We start from the raw sequence: 20,369 nt of genomic DNA, 5'->3' as shown, positions 1-20,369 counted from the left end.
ATCAGCTCCTGTTCATTTTCAATGATTCCATCTTAAACTTCGAGAATTCCAACAGCGCCTCCGCAATATCCTTTCCATATTTATCCAGCATCGCCTGACCCTTTTCCACCGAAGCCTGTGCGGCATCACCAGATATACCCGAGTCGGACAAATCGTTCATCACCCAGGCAAAACCTCGGGTACGCAGCTGCAAGTAACGTGAATCCGGATAATTAGGGAATTCGGTAGGTGCCTGCTTCATATCTACCCAGTGCGGCATCGCCGACATCACGACTGATGTTTCCATATCCCCCGCATGAATCCCGTACTGCTTCTCCTGCGGCGTGATCCATTCATCAGCGGATCCTAACCCGCCGGGGTCTAACCGGAATACGGACATTCCCGTTTCGATGCGGATCTCGCGGGCCATCATGCTGAGCAAATCTGCATTGCCACCATGCGTATTGACCAGAACCAGCTTTTCGAAGCTGCTCTTTTTCAAGCTTTTGGCGATGTCCATGACAACAGCCATTAATGTTGTAGCCGATAACGAAATCGTCCCCGGATGTCCTAAGTGCTCCGTACTTTTCCCGTATGGAATAGCCGGCAGCAGCCATATATTCGCATCCTCCGGAAGATGCTCGAATGCTTCCGTCAGCATCGCTTCAGAGATTAATGTATCCGTAAAAACCGGCATATGCGGTCCATGCTGTTCAATCGCGCCAACGGGCAGAACGATCAGTGCATCTTCTTTGGGAAGCTGCGCGACCTCTACTTTACTTAATCGGGGAAAAAAGCATCGATCCCACGCTTTACCTGCACCTGCATAACGTACGAATGGCAAGATTTACACCTCCGGAAAAGTATGAGATATGAGAAAACCTCTATCGATGCCATCCAGGGATGAACGACCGCGTTTAGTGGTAGGTTTTATCGCCAATAAGCAAACTGTTTTCGGTATACCGAAAACATATACTTGCTTATGTGGAGAGAAAACCTCTATCGATGCCATTCAGGGAGAGCGACCGCGATTAGAGGTTCTTTTTAGCGCATTTGAGATCTTTGATGTTGATAGTGCTGCAAAGCCGCCGCCACATTCGCAACCCTGGCGCCTAGTCGCGCTGCCATGAGCAGTTCACGCTGATCCGGGGATCGCGAGCTGTCAGGGCCCGCTAATGTCGATGCGCCGTAAGGGGAGCATCCAATGGCATCGGCAGTCAAATATTCGGGATTCTCCGAATAAGGCAGACCGACGAAGATCATGCCGAAATGAAATAATGGAACCATCGAGGTTAAAATGGCCGCCTCATGCCCGGTGTGTATCGAAGCTGTGCTATTGAAAATCCCTGCGGGTTTTCCTTCCAGCGAACCATCGATACAAAGCTCGCCGGCGAATTCTAGGAACAGCTTCACTTGGGACGGCATAGAGCCGTAATAGGTTGGAAATCCCCATAGAATGCCATCCGCCCAGCGAAGATCATCATTTGTCGCGATCGGTATGTCTGCTTGTAATGCTTGTAACGCTTCATATTTACTGTAACGGTCCGTCAAACGGAATTGTTTGGACAATTGAGGCGCGGAATCATCCGATTCTGCTTCCGGCCTGCTTTTATCCAGTTGGATAACACGATTTTCCATACTGATCATCTCAGGTATGCGCACAATCTTAACCTGATGCTCGCCCGCCCCCCTTGCACCCTCCGCAATAGCTTGCGCCATCTGGAAGACGTGACCGAAGGCGCTGTAATAAATAACCAGGATGTTAGCCATCAGAGACGACTGACCCCCTTGCCAATTCCTGCTTGCGGAAAGAAACGGTTTCGCTTGCATTTTTCCAGAACGCGGACAATTCCTTATCGTGCCATTGAGCCTTGCTAGACGGACTCCTTCTCCAACCTCCCTGGCTGAACACCCATCGGCGCTCAGGCAGCAAGGTAAACAACTCTTCAGGCGACCCTCCGTCAAGGATCACAAAGTTAGCCTGATTGCCCGGCTCGATACCGTACTCCGTTAGACCTAATACTGTCGCCGGAACATCCGTCATCATCCGAAGCAGCGTGCGAAGATCTGCAGGCCGCCCCATATGTGCGGCATAAGAGCCGATTAAAGCGATTTGCAATAGATCCCCTCTCCCGAAAGGATGAAACGGATCGTGTATATTGTCTGAAGCGACGGCAATCGGTATGCCGGCTTGCCAAATTTCCTGCAGTCGCGTTACTCCGCGTCTAACTGGGAAGCGGTCGCGCCTCCCTTGCAGATACAAGTTCACTGCAGGTAACGATACGGCCTTCAAGCCCGCCTCAGTCATCCGTTCGATAATGCCATGCGCATCGGCATCCGTCATGGAGGCAAGCGCGCACAAATGATCAACGGTAACCCGGCCTGCGTAACCTTCCGCTTTTGTGCGCAAAGCGATGTGCTCGACCGTACGCATCTGCGGATCATCCGTTTCGTCACAGTGAAGATCGATCGGCAGATCAAACTTTTTAGCCAATCCGAAAATACGGTCGATATCTTCCTGGGCGGTTAATGACAAATGCGGCGCGCCGCCGATGCCATCGACGCCCATGCGAAGCGCTTCTTCGATAACGCCGATATCTAGCGAGTCCAGATTGTACGGGACCATCGGAAACAGCTGCAGCGTCATGAACGGAGCCAGCATCGCTTTCGCTTCCAATGCGGCTTCCACAGTCCGAAGCGCTACCTCCCGCGATGCTCTTAAGTTGAAATCCAGATGCGTCCGGATATGCGTCGTGCCGAAGGATAATGCCTGCAAGGCGGAGCGGACGATTCTCGATTTGATTTCCTCTTTGGTAAAAGCCGGCGAAGCCTGCGAATAATTGCGCACCGCTTCTTCCAAGGTTCCGCTTATATTTTCAACGGAAGTCAACGAAAACGATTTATCCAAATGCATGTGCGAATCAACAAAGCCGGGCAGCAGTATTTTACCTTCCAAGTCAATGACTGCCATGTCTTCAGCATTGCCAGGGCTCCACGCCTCCATTGAGATGGAATCAGGCAGGACAGCACCGGCCTCTTGACGATGAATACGGGTCCAGATTCCATCGCGAACGGATAGTTGATACAGATGTTCCTCATCCCTCATCGGCAATCGAACATTCACCAGATCCAGATTCATTGAAGAAGCCAATGCCGCCACCCCCTGGTATTCCTTATTTTTTAGGTAAAAATTGCGTTGTGAACACTTTATTGATATCTTCCGTTTTTTTCAGTACGCCAACTTCTACAAGCTGCTTTTGCACTTCTTCCCAGCGCTCTTTGGTCATAATGCCAGTACCTAACGCTACCGCATCGCCGCCAAAAGCAAAATCCATTTCTTTCAGTGCGCTATATTTCATCATATCCAGGCCCATATCCGGGTTTTTCTCTTTAATGAACGGATTGATTTCTTCCCAATGATCCTTATAATAATCCCAACCTTTAACCGTAGCTTCAACGAAGGCTTTCACTTGATCCGGGTGTTCGGCGATCATTTTCTCGGTAGTGAAGTACACGCCGGCATAAATGTTATAACCCGAATCTGCATTGAGCAGAGTTCCGTATTCAACCTTTTGCTGATCCAGGGTGAACGGCTCGGAAGTGACATAGCCTTGCGTCAGCGCATTTTTATCATTCACGAAATTGACGAGTTGACCTGTATATTTCATTTCCTGGGCGTTATCCAATTTATATTTTTTCTTCATGTACTGCCAGAAGCTTGCTGTGGATGCCACATAAACCTTATGGCCGTTCAAGTCGCTGAAATCTTTAATGCCGGAATCTTTGTGATAAAAGAGTGCTTGCGGACTCTTCTGGAGCGACGTTGCAATCGCTACGATCGGAATCCCTTCTTGTCTCGCTACGAGAATATCGTCTCCGTTCGCCATACCAAACTGCGCTTTGCCTGAGGCTACAATTTGAGTAGAAGAAACCTGCGGTCCACCGGGAGTCAGCGTGACATCCAACCCTGCGTCCTTATAAAAGCCTTTGGCTACAGCTGCAAAGTTGCCCCCATGCTCCGGTTCCGCAAACCAGTTCAGAATAAGCGTCGTAGGTACGAGTGCTTTTGGAGCTGCAGACGGAGCCGTGGTAGCTGCTGCTGCTGCCGTTGCTGCCGTCGTGGCCGCTGTCGTTGGGGCTGAAGTTGCGGTTGTACCGGAAGTACCCGAACTGCCGCATCCGGCAAGCATACTCATGACCAAGACTAGACCTGCAGACACAATTGCTTGACGTTTCGGGAAAAACGAAATAGCACGATCGAATGATTTCATACTCAACTTCCCCTCCAAAATTGGTTTTCTATACAATGCTTTGGTGTCTTGAGTCCAATATAGATTTGATGTCATGTGCAAGTCAACAAAACTAACAGCTATTTGTATTTTCACACAATAAAAATACGGATTTTTATCGTTTTTGGATGTACCCTTACGAATTTTTACCAAAAAATGCAGTCAAATCCGAACAATATCGTCAATTCTGCCAATAATCTATATATACATGTCATGTAATATCACAATTTACCAACACACTGGCATACGTTCACCCCTCCCTCTAACATTCAATCAGCTAAATTGTTCCAACAACGACGCCAAGCTCTCTCAACCAACGACGATAGGCAATTGAAAAACGGTCCACTTTATGATTGAGCTCTACCTGCAAATCAAGCGGCAGCAACTCCGGCTTTTGCGTCTCAATGACACGCGCATCCTGATCGAAGACAATATCTTGAAAACGGATGAAGTTCGCGTCATCCACATCATAGCCGTAATTGCGCGATACCATCATGAATACGACGCACTCTTCGGCCGCTACAGGCAGCACCGTCAGCATAATCCAAAGCGTTTGCCCATTGCTTGGGTCGGCTTTGGACAACCGGGCCGACAAAGGACGATACACTTCCTTCATATATACATAGGTTGTTCCCTCTTTTTTATCAGAACCTGAATGTGCAACCGGTTGGAAGATCGGGATATTTTCGATATAAATGCGTTCCTTTTCTTTAACCACTTGAAAATCAGGCAACTCCGCATAATCCGGATGTCCAAGCAAATTTTGATGCACGAACATCAGGTGGGCAAAATCCGTGAAATTCTCAATTACTCTCGTACCGGCTGCAGCTACTTTATAAGGACCGCAAGGCAGCGGACGGAACTCCGGATTCGCAAACTCTTCAAAATGCGGAAGGTCTGAAGCCGGTTCGCCGATACATACCCAAATAAACCCATACTTCTCTTGACATGCATACACTTGAGCCTTGGCACGCAGCGGGATCTTCTCCCCCTTCGGCTGAGCGGGAATGCAGACGCACTGACCTGACGAATCATACTGCCAGCCATGGTAAGGGCAAACAAGAATATCATCCTGGACCCAACCTTTAGAGAGCATGGCTCCACGGTGAATGCATAGATCCTGCATGGCGTGCACATCTTTTTTCGAGCGAAAAATCGCGACTCTTTCCCCTAAAACTATGACGCCGACCGGCTGATCCTTCAGTTCGGAAGCCAGAAATACGGCGTGCCAATCATTTTCCAGTACCGGATCATGTAAACGTTGTAGAGCCATCTCAATCATCCTCCTCAAATTATTCTCTATGGGTTATTCACGGATAGAAAAAATCGGATATTGAACAGAAAGCTTGGCGCGAAGCGCATCCACGCGCTGCTGCGCCCGCTGAATCACTTCTTGTTCATCGATCCATGTACTCTTGCCGCCTTCGACGACAACCTCGCCGTTCACTATAACCAGATCGACATCATTGCCGTTCGCATTGTACACAAGCGCCGAGGATGCGCGATGGATCGGACTGATATGCGCTTTTCGCATATCAACGGTGACCAGATCCGCCTTTTTGCCCGGCTCCAGACTCCCGAGATTCTCACTCCTGCCGACTGCTCTGGCCCCGTTCATCGTAGCCATACGAAGCACATCCATCGGCGGCAGCAGAGTGGCATCCAGCTCGTTCACCTTGTGCAGGCAAGCTGTAAACTTTAACACTTCCAGGTTGTCCTGGCAGTTGTTGCTGCCCGGCCCATCCGTTCCGAGCGCTACATTGATGCCCATTTGTTGCATTTCGGGCACCCTGGCAATTCCTGAGGCGAGATACATATTGGACACCGGACAATGAATGACCGATGCCTGTTTGTCACGGATCAGTTCCAACTCGCCGTCATCGAGCCATATACCGTGAACGACCTGTGTTTGCTCGCTGAGCAGCCCGACATTATGAAGCAACTCCAGATTGCGCAGCCCGTAGCGCTCTATCGTATTATCAATCTGCCCGCTTGTCTCCGCCACATGCACGTGCGAGATCAGCTTGCGGTCCCGGCTGAAGACAGCCGCACGCTCCAAGTAGCCCCGTGAGCAGCCGTATAAATTGAGCGGTCCGAGCGCGATCCGGATGCGGTCCGAGGCTGCGCCGTCCCATTCATCCAGCAGCCGTTCCGTGCTGCCGAAGATCTGCTCCTCCGTCTCCCTCAGGCGGACCTCGCCGGCAAGGTCCGATCCTCCTCGCGCCAGATGCCCGCGAATGCCGGAGTCGACCATTGCACGCAGCACGCTTGCGTCATTTTCTGGAAATGTATGAATGTAATGGTGATCCATGATATACGTAGCCCCGGACTTCAAATTTTCGATGCAGCCTATCAGCGCCGCCAAATAAAAATCATCCGGCTCCATCGCCAGGCTCATCGGCCAAATGATTTCCTTTAGCCATTCCGCTAAGGAAGAATGATCGGACACGCCTCTCATAAACGTCTGAAATAAATGGGTATGACCGTTGATAATACCGGGAATTACCACTTTCCCCGAGGCATCGTAGGTGTATGAAGAATTCGCCTTTAGATGGTCTAGACTATCATCCGGCTTCCACTCCCCCACTTCCCGGATCATATCGTTTTCAATATAGATATAGCCCGGTTTATGAATCTGATTTGCTGCGTCCATGGTTAACACAGTGCCGTTGTAAATGAGCTTGTTAGCCAATTCGTCACCCCAATGATGTCATATATACTGACACTAAAATTAATTATTGCTGTTTCATGTAATATTAATTAACATGATTATATGCAGGGCCATACTTTTCGTCAACACAGGTTGTAAATGCGAAACGATTCATTTAGTTACGATTTTTCGATATCTTGCACCACGGGATTAACAAATGATTGTTATTTTTCTTTTTCTTGATCATTTTTTACTAAAATCGATCCATGAAGTGCAATTGTATATATTTGAACGATGGAAGGAGAACCCTCACATGTTAGAGCTGCCGCATCTTGATCAAGTCGATCAGGAAATTATCAAATTGCTTCATGAAAATAGCCGAATCTCCTATGCCAAAATCGGCGAAATGCTCAGTCTTTCCCGCGTTGCGATTCAAAAAAGAGTGGAGAATCTTATTGATAACGAGATCATCGAGAACTTCACGATCCGCCTGAACGCAACCAAGCTGGGTAAGGTGGTCAGCGCCTTTTTCGAGGTTGAGGTGGAGCCCCGTTTCGCCGAAGAGGTAGGCAACACGTTGTCCGCCGATCCTAATGTAATCAGCATTTATCAAATGACCGGCTCCAGCTCGCTCCATATGCACGCGTTGCTGAAGGATGATGCGGCCTTGGAAAACTTCCTCTATCAAAACATTTATAAATTGAATGGCGTAGTTAGGGTCAATACACAGGTGGTGATTAAGCGCTTCAAGCAGGGGACGGGGCTGGAGTTGTGATCCCGGAAGTTAAGAGGGAGGGATAAATCTACAATGATATCAGCCTCAAAAATAGAAAGAGGTCATCAGAGAATTTCTGATTGACCTCACCTATAAAATACTATAAATCTTCCTATCAGATCAGTTCCGGCGACCCGCAACAGGATGACATCGTCCTATCAGCTGGCCCTCTCTATGAACGCATGGCGTCTTAACTCTCTACTCAACCACTTTTCAATCAATCGTTCATCCTTTAACAGAACCTGCTGCTATCCCTTCTACGATGCGGTTGCTCAGCAGAATAAAAGCCAGCAATATCGGCAAAATGCTGATCATCAGCGTAGCGCCGATCGCTCCCCAGTCGGTTGTGTATTGGCCTACGAAATTTTGTACCCCGACCGTTAGCGTTTTGAATTTATCCGAGCTGATAAATGTATTAACGAAAATGAACTCGTTCCAATTATAGATCATGTTGATGATGACTGCCGTCGATAAAACCGATGCTGTCATCGGCAGCGTTATGTTGAAGAAGATCCGGTTCACGGAGCACCCGTCCATAACGGCCGCTTCTTCAACTTCCCGAGGCAGCGTGTAATAAAATCCGAGCATAATCATGATTGTAATCGGCAGGTTAAAGGAGATATAGGTCAGGATGATGGACAGGGGATGATTGGTCAGATGGGTTTTCGTAAAAAAGCTGAATAGCGGAATAAGCGTCGAATGAACGGGTATCATAAGCCCCAACATAAAGAGCCCGAGCACGAAAGATTGCAGCTTCCATTTCATCCGCGTCAAAGCGAAGGTCACTAAGCTCGCAAGCAATACGGTGACCGCAACGGATAAGACAGTCATCCACACGCTGTTGAAAAAATACGCGCTGATATGGCCCTGCGTCCACACCTTCTCATAATTTTCCCAGCGCAGCTTATCCGGAAGCGCGAAGGGGGCCAAATTAAATATTTCTTCGTTGTTTTTCAAAGAGAAAAGCAGCAGCCACAAGAGAGGTAGTACTTGAATAACGGCAACAACCGTCAACATGACGTACAGTACGCCATATCCGATCTGCTCGGGAAGCTTATTTCGCCAAGCTGTAGGCTGTGTTCGGCTCTCTATCGTTTCAATATTCATTGGAATCTCCTTTCGTCACGAATACTGGATACTGTCTTTGGAAGCCGTCGCTTTGCGGATCAACCAAGTCATGACAAGGCAAATCAGAAGCAGGAAGAAACCGATCGCGCTTGCATAACCGAAATCATATTCCTTGAACGCCTTTCGGTACATGTAGGAAGCCATGACTTCGCTGGCTCCGTTCGGACCGCCGCCCGTCATTACGTAGATCAGGTCGAAATATTTAAGCGAGCCTACAACGGCAAGAACAACTGTTACTTTCATAACCTCGGCAATTAACGGAATCCGGATCGACAGAGCAATTCGCCATGGACTGGCGCCATCGATTCTGGCTGATTCGATCAGGGAGGCAGGAACGTTCTTTAAAGCTGCATAATAAATCAAAATATAGAAACCCGCGTACTGCCACAATATCGGAATGAAGATCGCGTACAAGACAATCGACGGATTCGATAACCATTCGGGTGTATGCCGGACCCCTAGCGATGCCAGCAAATGATTAAGTACGCCGTTCGTCGGGTGAAATATTTTCAGCCATAATTGGGCTATTGCCACAGAAGACAGCAGCATCGGTATTAAATATACTTTGCGAAATGTGTTAGACCCGCGAATGTTTGCCGACAGCACCAGCGCTACCAGCAAGTAAATAAGCAAGCTCAGCGTCGAGAAGACCGCAAGCAAGAACGAATGCTTCGCGCTGTTCCAGAACAATTTATCGCGAAGCAACTCTATATAATTGTGCAAACCAATGAAACTCATTTTGCCGACGCCGTCCCATTTCATTAATCCGTAGTAGCCCGTTAATACGATCGGCATATAGATAAGGGCAACAACGAGAAGTAACGAGGGAATGACGTACAAGGCAATAATGGATTTTTTGGACATGACTTTATCCATAGCTGGCACTCCCCTTTCTCACCGATATGAGGAAAAGGACATATCTCAATGCAGGGATATGTCCTTTCCCGTATCTTTCTAGTCCTCTTGATTACTTGGCTTCTTTGGCCAGAGCATCCTCATGCTTCTTCGCAAATTCTTCCGGCGTCGCAGCTTTGCCATACAGCGCCTGGATCATGTTGAGATGCACTTCAGCCGAAGCAGGTTTCATTTGAACGTCTGCGAATAGTGTGATGTTGCTCGCTTTATTCAATTCGTTCAACAGGTCGATATACATTTGCGGCAGCTTCACTTTAGAAGTATCCACCTTGGTCGCTGGAATAACACCGGCTTCGGAAATCGCGTGCTCGCCCCATTTCTGAACGAAGAAGCTCACGAATTTCTTCGACTCTTCTTTCACTTTCGAGTTGTTCGCTACAAACAAGCCTACGCCCGGCCCGCCAACCCAACTGTCCAGGTTGCCTTTACCGCCATCGACTGCCGGGAATTTAAAGAAGCCGATCTGGTCTTTGAACGATTGCGGAACATCCTTGTTCGTTGTATAGTTCGGCAGTTCCCATGTACCCATCATATACATGGCTGCTTTGCTGTTCATGAACTCAGCTTTGCCTTCGTCGTTGGAAAGTCCATTGAAGCCTTTATTGAACCCGTTCATATCAACGAGCTGCGTAATTTCGGAAGCGGCGCGAACCAAGCTTGGATCGGTGAACGAGCCCGTGCGGTCAATCGCCTTCTTCAATGTTTCCGGTCCGCCGATGCGATCAGCCAGATACATATACCAGAGCGAGCCGGTCCAACGGTCTTTGTTACCCAGTGCGATTGGAGCGACGCCGCCAGCGCTAAGCGTTTTCACAATCGTTTTTAATTCATCATAGGTCTTTGGCGGTTGCAGATTATATTTGGCGAAGATCGCTTTATTGTAATAAACCGGCACGATGTTCAGCTCTACGGGAAGCCCGTAAGTCTTGCCGCCGAATGCGTAAGCGTTCGTCGTTCCGTTAACGAATTTGTCCTTCAAATCGCCTTGCAGCAAATCATCGAGCGGAGCAAACATTTCGCCTTTCACATAAGGATCCATATAGCCTGCCGCCCACGTGAAGCCAACATCCGGAAGAGAATTGGAGGTAGAAAGCACTTTCATTTTGTTCTTGTATTGTTCGTTCTCAAGAACTTCTTGTTCGATCGTTACGCCCGGATTTGCTGTTTGATATTCTTTTATGATATCGTTTACAATTTTGTTCTGCGTAGCCGAGCTTCCGGTTGGCCATAGGTGCATCATTTTGATCGTTACTTTCTTAGCCGGTTGGGTACTCTCGCCGCTGCCCTTCGCTGTTTCTTTCGCCGTTTCCTTCGCAGGCTGGTTTTCGCCCCCGTTAGAGCCGGAGCAGCCCGAAAGCACCAAGCCGAGACTGACCATCGTCGTCAGCGTCCATGTAAGCGTTTTTCTTGCCATGTTTCATTTCCCCCTTATTCATTTTGTATGCTACGTTTTATATTGTAGCGCTTTCATCCAAGTTGCAGGAGGTAACGGCCATCGGGAAATATTCCACAATTTTTAGGTTTCGACGATATCTTCGGCTTCCATCGCCTGTTTACGGTATTGGTTCGGACTTATCCCTTCGTAATCTTTAAACAGCTTAATGAAATATTTCGGCGTCAGGTATCCGACTTGCTCCGAGACATCTGCGATCGTAAGCCTTGTCTGAAGAAGCAGCTCTTTCGCTTTCTGCAGCCGGCTCCTCGTTACATATTCGCTGAAAGTGAAACCCGTCTGTTCTTTAAAAAGAGCGCTGAAATAGCTCGGATTCAAGTGAATGTGGTTCGCCACCTCTCGCATGCCGAGCGGAGCTTGCAGATTCGCTTCCACGTAAAGAACGGCTTGCTGAACTGGCGGGCTATAATTCTTGCCAACGATCTTCGCGTGCATAAGCTGTGAATCGACTATTTTCTCCATCGTTTCCACGCGACCCCGTTCTTCTTCAATCCGCAGCGCCTGCTCGACGGCTTCGATCAGCCTGCTCTTTTGAATCGGTTTCAGCAAGTAGTTAACGACGCCCAACTGAATCGCGGTTTGAGCATATTGAAAGTCGGGATGTCCGGAAATGATGATAACAACCGGCTTGTGGCCTATGTTGCGGACGTTATCCACCATTTGCAAGCCGTTCATCTCCGGCATCCGGATATCGGTGATGAGCAGATGAACGAGGCGGCTCTTCAATAGCTCGAGTGCCTCTGTTCCGTTGCTGCTACTTAATATGTGATGGCTTCCGGCCGACCAAGCTTCCAATGTTTTGCGAACGCCCTCTCTGGTTAACGGTTCATCGTCAACGATTAGGATTGTTTTCCCCGATTGAATCATCGTTTGCCTCCTTGTGAATCGGAAGATCGAAGCTGATGCTTGTCCCTTGTCCGGAAATGCTTTCTATCGATAAACCCCGGTTATTCGCGGATTGAGCAGGGTAATAGAGCTGGATACGCCGCTGCACGTTCGAAATCCCCATGCCTTTCCCTTTGCCGGAAGAACCGCCGCCATCCATCGCGCTATTGACGGTTCGGAACGCGCGTTCACTCATCCCCGGGCCGTCGTCGCTTATGGTAATCCGTAAGTCTGAAGCTTCCAAGGGTGACGGCTCCACACGTATGGTGACAAGGCCTGGTCCGGTCTTCCCCTCCAATCCGTGCAAGATGGCGTTCTCCACCAAGGGCTGAATAATCAGCTTGGGCATATAGATGTTGCGATAAGCGTCTTCGGCGATAATTTCCCAGACAAGGCGGGATCCGAACCTCACGCTCATAATGCCCAGATAACGTTTGATATGCTCCAATTCTTCGCCCACTGTTACCCATTCGTCTTTGTTCGGGCTGCCGATGACATAGCGAAACAAATCAGACATCGAGACGACGAGGTCAGCCAGTTCTTCCTCCTCCTTCTCCTGCAACGACCAATAGAGCGCTTCCAGGGTATTATATAAAAAATGCGGGTTAATTTGAGCTTGCAGCGCTTGCAATTCCGTACGGCTTTGGATCATTTCTTTCTCATATACCAGCTTAATGAGCCGGTTGATGTTATCTACCATCTGATTGTACGTCGTATTCAGATCGTTCAACTCTGCCGTATATGATTTCATAAGATTGGGCGTCAATACGCCTTGCCGGGTATTTCTCATTGCTCTCATGAGCCTCAGAATCGGCCGCGTAATCATCATCGAGAGCAGAAAAGATAAGATAATAAACAGCACCGAGCCGATTGCCCCGGATACGATAATAGCTAGGCGCAGCACGGAAACACCGTCTGTAATGTCACTCACCGGATATAGAATCATCAGCGTCCAGCCGGTCTGTTCGGAAGGTTGCTTCACGAGGATGTAACGCTGTTGTCCGATCGTAACCGTTTGCGAAACGGTATGCATCAGCTCGCTCACGTCTGCAAGAGCTTCGCCGTCCGCTACGATGGGTCTTGCCGCGCTATCGGCTAACAACAGCAATTCCCGTTGTCCCGTTTCAGGCAATCCAGTCTGAAATTCAAAATAAGCGGGTTTGATGCGAACCAGCAAATACCCGCCGTTCGAGAACCAGCGGTCAATCAAATTGATGCGGCGAATCGCCAAGACAGATCCCGGCTCCTTTGGATCGTTCCCGATCCAGAGCAGTTTTCCCTTTTCCTTGTCAGCCTGTTCGATCCAATGACGCTCCACCCGATCTGACAAACGCTGTTCATCCAGAGGATATAAGCGCACAAAATCGGTCGTGTACAACTCAACATTGCTCACGCCGCCGCTATATGCCTGGATATGATTAGCGATTTTCATTAAAGGTTGACGCTCGTTGAAGCTCGCCTCTTGTCCATTAACAATAGTAAGAAATAACTGCTGAAGGTACGCGTCATTAATCGCCTGCAACGTCAAGGTATCGATCTGATGAATGAGCGCTTCCAATCTGCCGTTCGCTTGGCTCGCAATTTGCTTCATCTGAGTTTCCGCCTTGGTATTGAGGAGGGTGGACACCGAGTTGAAAGTAATGATGCCGGCACAAATCAGAACGATGATCATGACGGAAACAAATCCGACCAGCATCTGATTGCGCAATGTGTTCCAATTAGCCACCTTTTGCCACAAGTGGGATTCTCCCTTTCCAGTAAGATTTTGCAATTAGGTCTAGCTCAAATCATACTAGCATGGCTGATTTCCCACAAGAGTTGAATTCCCGCTATACGTCAACGAAATCATCCGAACGTACGAAAAAAGCCTACTTGATATTCACTAGGGTAGCCGTGAACAGCAAGTAGACTTCAATGAATTATAGGTTCAAACGATAAATCGCTTTATTCTCAAGACCTCGGATCATCGGCGTCCACGGTTCCGTCTCCGGCGTAAGCTCTAGCGCATCCTCCACCATTTGTAACTTGGCGTCCATAGAATCAATATAGTGAAGCGCTACGGCCTCAGGTATCTGAGGGAGTACAGGGCTTCCCCATTCCGGTAGATTATGATGGGATAAAATAATATGCTGCAAGCCGAGAACGAGATCCGACTGAAGTTCGATTCCGTGATGAATCGCAGCCTCCGTGATCCAATTGGCAGCCATCGAGATATGTCCGAGCAGCTTTCCTTGCACACTATAATCGGAGACGATGCCGAGCTGGGCGATCATTTCCTCCGGCTTGGCGATATCATGAAGAATAATGCCGGCTTTGATGAGGTCTTCATTGAGAAAAGGCCGCTGCTTGCATATAAATTCGCCGATCTCCAGCATGCGCACGATATGGTAGGCAAGGCCTGCAAAATAGGCATGATGATGTGTTTTGGCTGCCGGATAATGCTGAAGCTTTTCCTCCACCTTCTCGACACAGAAGGCAACCAGCCTTTTAATCGTATCGTTCGTAATACTGTCCATAACCCGATGAATCGTTTGTATGAGATTATCAGGGCTTAGCGGTGCAGATCGGATGAAGTCTTTGACGGCAACTCCGTCTTCAGGCGTAACCTTGCGAATGCGGTTGATTTTGACCTGCAGCTTCTCGCGGTAAGTCTGAACCAAGCCTTGAACCTTCACTAATCCCATGGGGAAAAAGGTTTCTTTATCCGTCGGACTTACATCCCAGAACTTAGCCGATAGCTGCCCGCTGGCGTCGCATAGGACGATATCGAAATAATCTTTCGCAGGCGTGCTGTTCGTCTGTTTGACTTCCAGCTCTTTGAGCAGATAGAAGCCCATGAATTCGTCTTGCGCTTGTAACTGTTTGATTAAAGTCATTGCAGTTCCTCCCCGTATATATAAAACCATTATACAGTGAAAGGGGCGATTATAGTTAGATGAATAGCACGATCTCCCTCTTTAAAAACACGGTACTTCCAGCCTTTAACCGGCCAAAAATCCAACCTTCACTTCCGGCTCCTCTTTCATCCAAGAAAACGTCTGACCTTTATGCAGATCCGATTTCATCGCTTTCGCTAGCTTTTCTATATCTATCGTGCGTTCATAATGCCACTCAAGCGCAGCTGACACGTACAGCTCGTTAAGTTGGGCAAATGTGAACCCATCCGTAAGCTTTGCCGTTGTTCTTACCTGCTCTTCCGTCAATAGCTTGCCCAGCCCTTTTTGTCGCAAATAAATCAGTCTAAGTTCGGCATCCGGCAGCTTTATTTCATAAGCACGGTCAAAACGGCCTGCCCGGTTCATCAAAGCGGGGTCGATTTTTTCCGGATAATTCGTCGTTCCGATCATGAAAATACCCTCTTTGGAGGTAGCGCCGTCCAATATATTCAAAAAATAAGACCTGGCTCGTTCGGGCATGGAATCGATGTCCTCGATGACGAGAATCATCGGCGCCATCGTCGCAGCAGCCTGAAAAACCTCCTGAATCGAATCGCTGCACGTATGCTCCGTAATTTGCCAATAGGCGACCGGTGCCTTCACGCTGCCGGCGATCGATTTTACAAGCGTCGTCTTTCCGTTGCCAGGCTTGCCGTAGAGCAAGATTCCTCGTTTGTAGGGGATTTGGAAATCCTGGAAAAAGCTCCGATCCTCTGCAAAAAATTGATCGATAGAGCGATAAATATTGGTTTTCACATCTTCTTTCATAATGACTTCCTCACGGTCGACCATACGGGTAATCGGGGATAACTCCTTCATCATGCCATGCGGTCCATCCGTGAATACGGTGACTTGACGCCGATCCAAATCGCGCCGCCGCTGGCGGGAATGATCCATGAACTTTCGAAGGCTGTCATCATCTACAGCAAAGACGAAATCCTCGACACTAACCATATTCGGCCGAAAAACCGGCACCCTAGCGAGCGCAACCCCCCATTCCGGATAAGCAAACACGTTATTCCTGAGCGTTGGAAACGTGCGGTATGCCGACTCCTCGCTGTCTCCCTCCATGCCAAAAGCCCGAGACTCCATATGATCAAAAATTCTTATTACAAAGTCGACTTGAGCATTATCAGACTTAACGTCTTGTTCCAGCAGTTCCCAATAATCCTCTTTGCCGTCATCGCTCACATACGGCTCAAAATGCTTTCCGTACCGTTCTTCAAGGACGCTTTGTATCCGTTCAAGCACATAGGCATATTCCGCAAAAGCTGTTAGGAAGCGGCCATCGCCACCGCGTGGTGACATGACAGCCGCTAGTTGATTCATTCCGTTTATATGTTTCATTTGGCACCTTTAACTGTCGCCAGCGGCTTGCATTTGGCTACGACTTGCGCGAGGCCTGCCCCAACGACGCTTTCAATAATTTGATCTACATCCTTATAAGCCTGGGGCGATTCATCCAGAATCGATTCTAAAGATCTCTGATTCACGACGATTTCATCGTCGGTTCCTACTCGTAAGGATGATGTGAATTCGTTCAGTGTAATTAGCCGCTTGGTTGCACTTCGCGAGCGAATTCGTCCTGCTCCGTGGCAGATGGAATAATAATTAGCTTTACCGCTAGGAGCGCCCACCATGATGTAGGAGGCGGTCCCCATTGAGCCTGGAATGAGCGCCGGATGACCGGTCTCACGGTAAGGCTCCGGATTATCAGGATGCCCGGCCGGCAGCGCTCTCGTCGCTCCTTTACGATGAACAAAATAAGAATGCCCCTCATGCCGCTCCTCCCACGCATAGTTATGCATGAGATCGTATAGCGTCGTCATTTCGAACTTAGACCCGAATACATCCTTGCCCGCTTCCCGAATCGCGTAGGCGATGAGATGCCGATTGACGACCGCATAGTTCAAAGCGGAGTTCATCAGGTCTACATAAGTCTGGGCGAGCGGATGTTCAAGCGGGGCGAACAGCAGCTTCGGATCAGCGGTGCCGAGTCCCAGAATACGCATCACTTTCGTCAGATCGCTAGCGCAATACTGACTCACCGTGCCTCCCCACGCACGTGACCCGGAGTGAATCATGACCGCCACCTGACCGTCGAACATCCCCCATGTTTCAGCCACTTCCCTGTTCGCTTCTGAAATCTCGATAGCCTGAATCTCGGCAAAATGGTTCCCATTTCCAAGCGTTCCAAGCTGGCGGTGCGAACGATGCCAGATGTGCTCCGGGAATCGATTTAGCGCATTCTCGTCAAAAGCAAATTTGCTGCGCTCCACATGGGTTAACGACGTCGCTTTGCGCGGCGTATAGCCGTCAGGAATGTATTTTTTCGGTAATCCGTGCAGCCCCTTCTTTACAATATGCTCCAGACGGATGTCAGAGAAATGCCCCCGCGCATGATCCTCTACCGGCAAAAACTTTTCAATCGTCTTCACCAGCTTCCGGCGTAACTTCACTTCCTTCAGCTCATCTTTGTGAAGATTCGTCAGATGCACCCTCATCCCACAGCCGATGTCGCTCCCCACAATGGAAGGCGACACATAGCCGCCATGCGCGTTCCACACCGCTGTAGTCCCGATGCAAGTTCCAACGCCGACATGCACATCAGGGGTATAACTCATATACACCTGACCCGGGATTTGCAAATTGTTATTTGCCATTTCAAATACTTTGTAATCCAGAGTTTTAAATAGTTCCGGACCCGCGTACACATGCACAACTCCCGATGGGAGCTGCACTTGCTGATAATATGTTTCTTTTTCTATCATGAATCTTGTTCCTCTCTATGAACCCCAAACCTCCCTTAAAGCCTCACGGAATAGAGCGTCTAATGCTGCATCCCGCTTGTCCCCGGAGGCGGGAACTTGTTTGGCGGTTTCTTCAAAATAGGCAATTTGCCGTTCTAAGTAATCGTTGATCTCGGTCATTTTCGGCTCCAAATCGAATTCGACTCCAGCCTTCTTGCGCGTTAACAGCGTATAGACATCCTCTTTTAATTTCGACGCAGGCAGTATGGCCTCCACCAGCTCTTCAAAATCCATTGGCGGCATGCTGTTCCATCGCTCAATCCACTCACATGCAAGTACCGGGCGCAGTACGTAAAAATATTTCTTGATCTTCACATACTCCCCTTGCAAATACTCGCGGAAATTCCCTTTGGCCATGTGCAAATAATGGTACATACTGGATCGCGGCGAAAAGGTCAAAGGAGACAACTGCCTGATTTGCTCCGTCACCGTGAACTGTTCCATGTAAGGAATAGGCGACTGCAGCCATTCGAGCAGCGGCGGGTTCGATTTGCGGAACAGGTTCAGCGCCTTTTTCAAATCCCAACCGTTGATATCCAGCTGATCGCTGATCGGCCGCTCGATCACATCTCTCTTCTCAAAGATGGACAAGTACCAGTCTATTGGTCTTACATACAGGAACCTCACATCATAATCGCTGTCCTTGGACGGAAATCCCCAGGCTCTGCTGCCTGATTCACACGCATATAAGATGCGCACATGCTCATCGATTTCAATACGTTTTAGCTCTTCTTCGATTTTTTTCAAATAGTCTTGCATTGGACTCACCCTTTCAACGGATTCCCCCGTTTAAATTTTTATAGACGCAAAAAAACCATAGACAACATCGTCTATAGCTGTACATGTTAACACTTTAGAATAGACCTAAATATAGCGTCTACTCATGCGTCACAAATCCGGCTGAGACCGATGAAATGAAGCTTTTTTGCAATTGTCAGGTTATTAACGTGATTGCGAATCATAGCGTCGGCCTCCTTCCCATTCATTTACAAACATCATAAAGTTCAAACCCGGTTAGTGTCAATCCGGCAGGACCGGAAAAAATGAGTTACAAGAAACTAACGGCATTTCATGCTGTAAATTTCATCTAAACAGAACAAACTAGCGGTTTACATGCATATTGTGCCGTTAATCGCCCTCAAATTAGAAAAACACAAAAAAATGAAAGAATTAACGGCACTTTTGGCAGTTCATATCCTCTGTTATGCGTATACCGGTAAAAATACAGGCACTTTTTACAGGTATATAGATATCCTGCCTAGCCGCTTGCTCCTTTTTCCCCCAAAAGCGAATTCAACTGCTCCAGCAGGTTACCCCCGCCGCCCAAGGAGATGGTGCCGATTTTCTCGCAGATTTTCTCCAGAAACTCAAGCTCCTTCAAGCGATAGAGCGTCTGATTCTCATCCATGAGCCTGGCGGTATTCAGCAGGCTGCGCGTAGACGCGGTTTCCTCGCGGCGCGTGATCAGGTTGGCTTGCGCCTTTTTCTCTGCAAGCAGAACGGTGTTCATGATATCCTTGATATCCCCTGGAAGAATAATATCTTTGACGCCTGCGGACAGGAACTGTACGCCGTATTCCTGACTCTTTTCGTTCAAACGTGAAAGTACGAATGCAGCGATTTCCTGCTTCATTTTCAGCAAGTCATCCAGCTTCAGGGTACCGACATATTCACGCAAAATGAGCTGCAACTGGATATACATTTGCTCCTCAAAGGACTTGATTTGCAGTGCGCGAAGCGGATTCAGAATGCGATATTGGCAAACAAAGTTTAGCCGCAGCGTCACTTTATCCTCCGTCATCATCTCTTGTCCGGTCATGTCCATTTGCTGCTGGCGGAGATCCACCGTTTTTACGGCAACCGCAACAGGCCCTTTCCAGAAATAATACTTGCCTGGGCCGAGTTCTCTCTGCATGACGTTGTTGTAAAACAAGACGCCCGACTCATGGTTTCCCACATCAAAAGCCTGATAAGATCCGATTAGCTTCGGCAGAACTGCAGAATCGATCTCCGCAGGCAGTTCGGGGTTACGTATATCAACACGGATGTACGTATGCTTTTTCAAAATGTTCCAGAATGCATAGCTCCCTGCTGCCAGCAAAGCGGCAAATTTGCCATCTTCATAGTGCAGTACGTATTCATGGTCGTGCACTTGGATAACATCAAGTTCCTGTACCAGCTTTTCATCCTGCAAAAATAGCTTCAAGTCCTTGCCCTGCACGGCAAAAGGCTTCGTTATATTCAAGAGCGTCACCGTTTCCTCGGAAAATGGCAAGAACCGGTAGGTGCCTGGCTGCAACAGCTTCACGTAGCTTCCTTTGCGAAAATGCAAGCCCCGCTCATCGGTTTGAATCGTTATTTTTTTAAACATCGGAATCCTCCTTCAAGGACCGACCTTAAATGTTGGAATCCTCCTGGAACTAGGCGGAATGCCGCTTAAGAAGCGAGGAGTGCGCAGCTCACTGCCTGCTCAATCTTTGAACTGGCATACAGTCTGACTTCAACCTTTCTGCCATTCATTTCATGGGCAACAGACGGCCACGCTCACC

17 protein-coding genes are annotated in these 20,369 nt (G+C 48.6%); 1 reads left to right on the top strand and 16 read right to left on the bottom strand.

What is annotated here, in order from left to right:
- Nucleotide 1: 1 nt before the first annotated feature.
- The 6 genes from ICC18_RS21175 to ICC18_RS21150 all read right to left on the bottom strand — a co-directional run bounded on the left by ICC18_RS21175 (nucleotide 2) and on the right by ICC18_RS21150 (nucleotide 6,960).
- On the bottom strand, nucleotides 2–823 hold the full coding sequence (locus ICC18_RS21175) for a creatininase family protein (protein ID WP_188176449.1): 822 nt from the start codon (nucleotides 821–823) through the stop codon (nucleotides 2–4).
- Between the two features lie 200 nt (nucleotides 824–1,023).
- Nucleotides 1,024–1,749 (bottom strand): NAD(P)H:quinone oxidoreductase type IV, encoded by a 726-nt coding sequence (gene wrbA, locus ICC18_RS21170; RefSeq protein WP_188176448.1) that lies wholly within the window; start codon nucleotides 1,747–1,749, stop codon nucleotides 1,024–1,026.
- On the bottom strand, nucleotides 1,742–3,130 hold the full coding sequence (locus tag ICC18_RS21165) for an amidohydrolase family protein (RefSeq protein ID WP_223192743.1): 1,389 nt from the start codon (nucleotides 3,128–3,130) through the stop codon (nucleotides 1,742–1,744). Before ICC18_RS21165 ends, wrbA begins: the two co-directional genes overlap by 8 nt.
- A 22-nt stretch (nucleotides 3,131–3,152) precedes the next feature.
- Nucleotides 3,153–4,250, bottom strand: coding sequence for an ABC transporter substrate-binding protein (locus ICC18_RS21160; protein WP_188176447.1), 1,098 nt, complete (start codon nucleotides 4,248–4,250; stop codon nucleotides 3,153–3,155).
- 295 nt (nucleotides 4,251–4,545) lie between these two features.
- Complete coding sequence (locus ICC18_RS21155) at nucleotides 4,546–5,541, bottom strand: aromatic ring-hydroxylating dioxygenase subunit alpha (protein ID WP_223192742.1); 996 nt, start codon at nucleotides 5,539–5,541, stop codon at nucleotides 4,546–4,548.
- A gap of 33 nt (nucleotides 5,542–5,574) precedes the next feature.
- The gene (locus ICC18_RS21150; RefSeq protein WP_223192741.1) at nucleotides 5,575–6,960 is read right to left on the bottom strand and encodes an amidohydrolase family protein; all 1,386 of its coding nucleotides are present in this window, start codon (nucleotides 6,958–6,960) and stop codon (nucleotides 5,575–5,577) included.
- A gap of 271 nt (nucleotides 6,961–7,231) precedes the next feature.
- On the opposite strand from ICC18_RS21150, the gene ICC18_RS21145 reads away from it, so the two are divergent.
- Nucleotides 7,232–7,693: an Lrp/AsnC family transcriptional regulator gene (locus tag ICC18_RS21145; RefSeq protein ID WP_188176445.1), complete on the top strand. Its 462-nt coding sequence runs from the start codon at nucleotides 7,232–7,234 to the stop codon at nucleotides 7,691–7,693.
- A 225-nt stretch (nucleotides 7,694–7,918) separates the two neighbouring features.
- Here the strand turns inward: ICC18_RS21145 and ICC18_RS21140 are convergent, their stop codons facing one another.
- From ICC18_RS21140 to ICC18_RS21095, 10 genes are all read right to left on the bottom strand, one after another.
- A complete protein-coding gene (locus ICC18_RS21140) occupies nucleotides 7,919–8,800 on the bottom strand; it encodes a carbohydrate ABC transporter permease (protein WP_188176444.1) in 882 nt (293 codons plus the stop codon).
- A 15-nt stretch (nucleotides 8,801–8,815) separates the two neighbouring features.
- The gene (locus tag ICC18_RS21135) at nucleotides 8,816–9,697 is read right to left on the bottom strand and encodes a carbohydrate ABC transporter permease (protein ID WP_188176443.1); all 882 of its coding nucleotides are present in this window, start codon (nucleotides 9,695–9,697) and stop codon (nucleotides 8,816–8,818) included.
- Nucleotides 9,698–9,788: 91 nt separating this feature from the next.
- The gene (locus ICC18_RS21130) at nucleotides 9,789–11,150 is read right to left on the bottom strand and encodes an extracellular solute-binding protein (RefSeq protein WP_188176442.1); all 1,362 of its coding nucleotides are present in this window, start codon (nucleotides 11,148–11,150) and stop codon (nucleotides 9,789–9,791) included.
- Between the two features lie 102 nt (nucleotides 11,151–11,252).
- The gene (locus ICC18_RS21125; RefSeq protein ID WP_188176441.1) at nucleotides 11,253–12,056 is read right to left on the bottom strand and encodes a response regulator transcription factor; all 804 of its coding nucleotides are present in this window, start codon (nucleotides 12,054–12,056) and stop codon (nucleotides 11,253–11,255) included.
- Nucleotides 12,022–13,812 (bottom strand): sensor histidine kinase, encoded by a 1,791-nt coding sequence (locus tag ICC18_RS21120; RefSeq protein WP_223192740.1) that lies wholly within the window; start codon nucleotides 13,810–13,812, stop codon nucleotides 12,022–12,024. The genes ICC18_RS21125 and ICC18_RS21120 overlap by 35 nt, the downstream gene beginning before the upstream one ends.
- 181 nt (nucleotides 13,813–13,993) lie before the next feature.
- A complete protein-coding gene (locus tag ICC18_RS21115; protein WP_188176440.1) occupies nucleotides 13,994–14,950 on the bottom strand; it encodes a 3'-5' exoribonuclease YhaM family protein in 957 nt (318 codons plus the stop codon).
- Between the two features lie 105 nt (nucleotides 14,951–15,055).
- Complete coding sequence (locus tag ICC18_RS21110; protein ID WP_223192739.1) at nucleotides 15,056–16,357, bottom strand: AAA family ATPase; 1,302 nt, start codon at nucleotides 16,355–16,357, stop codon at nucleotides 15,056–15,058.
- A complete protein-coding gene (locus ICC18_RS21105; protein ID WP_188176439.1) occupies nucleotides 16,354–17,781 on the bottom strand; it encodes an RtcB family protein in 1,428 nt (475 codons plus the stop codon). The genes ICC18_RS21110 and ICC18_RS21105 overlap by 4 nt, the downstream gene beginning before the upstream one ends.
- Before the next feature lie 15 nt (nucleotides 17,782–17,796).
- Nucleotides 17,797–18,579: a nucleotidyltransferase domain-containing protein gene (locus tag ICC18_RS21100; protein ID WP_188176639.1), complete on the bottom strand. Its 783-nt coding sequence runs from the start codon at nucleotides 18,577–18,579 to the stop codon at nucleotides 17,797–17,799.
- A gap of 499 nt (nucleotides 18,580–19,078) precedes the next feature.
- The gene (locus ICC18_RS21095; RefSeq protein WP_188176438.1) at nucleotides 19,079–20,191 is read right to left on the bottom strand and encodes a slipin family protein; all 1,113 of its coding nucleotides are present in this window, start codon (nucleotides 20,189–20,191) and stop codon (nucleotides 19,079–19,081) included.
- Nucleotides 20,192–20,369 lie beyond the last annotated feature (178 nt).

Source organism: Paenibacillus sedimenti (genome assembly GCF_014534655.1).
GTDB lineage: Bacteria > Bacillota > Bacilli > Paenibacillales > NBRC-103111 > Paenibacillus_E > Paenibacillus_E sedimenti.
The sequence above is the reverse complement of the archived record's forward strand: the minus strand, read 5'-3'. Positions and strand labels throughout refer to the sequence as shown.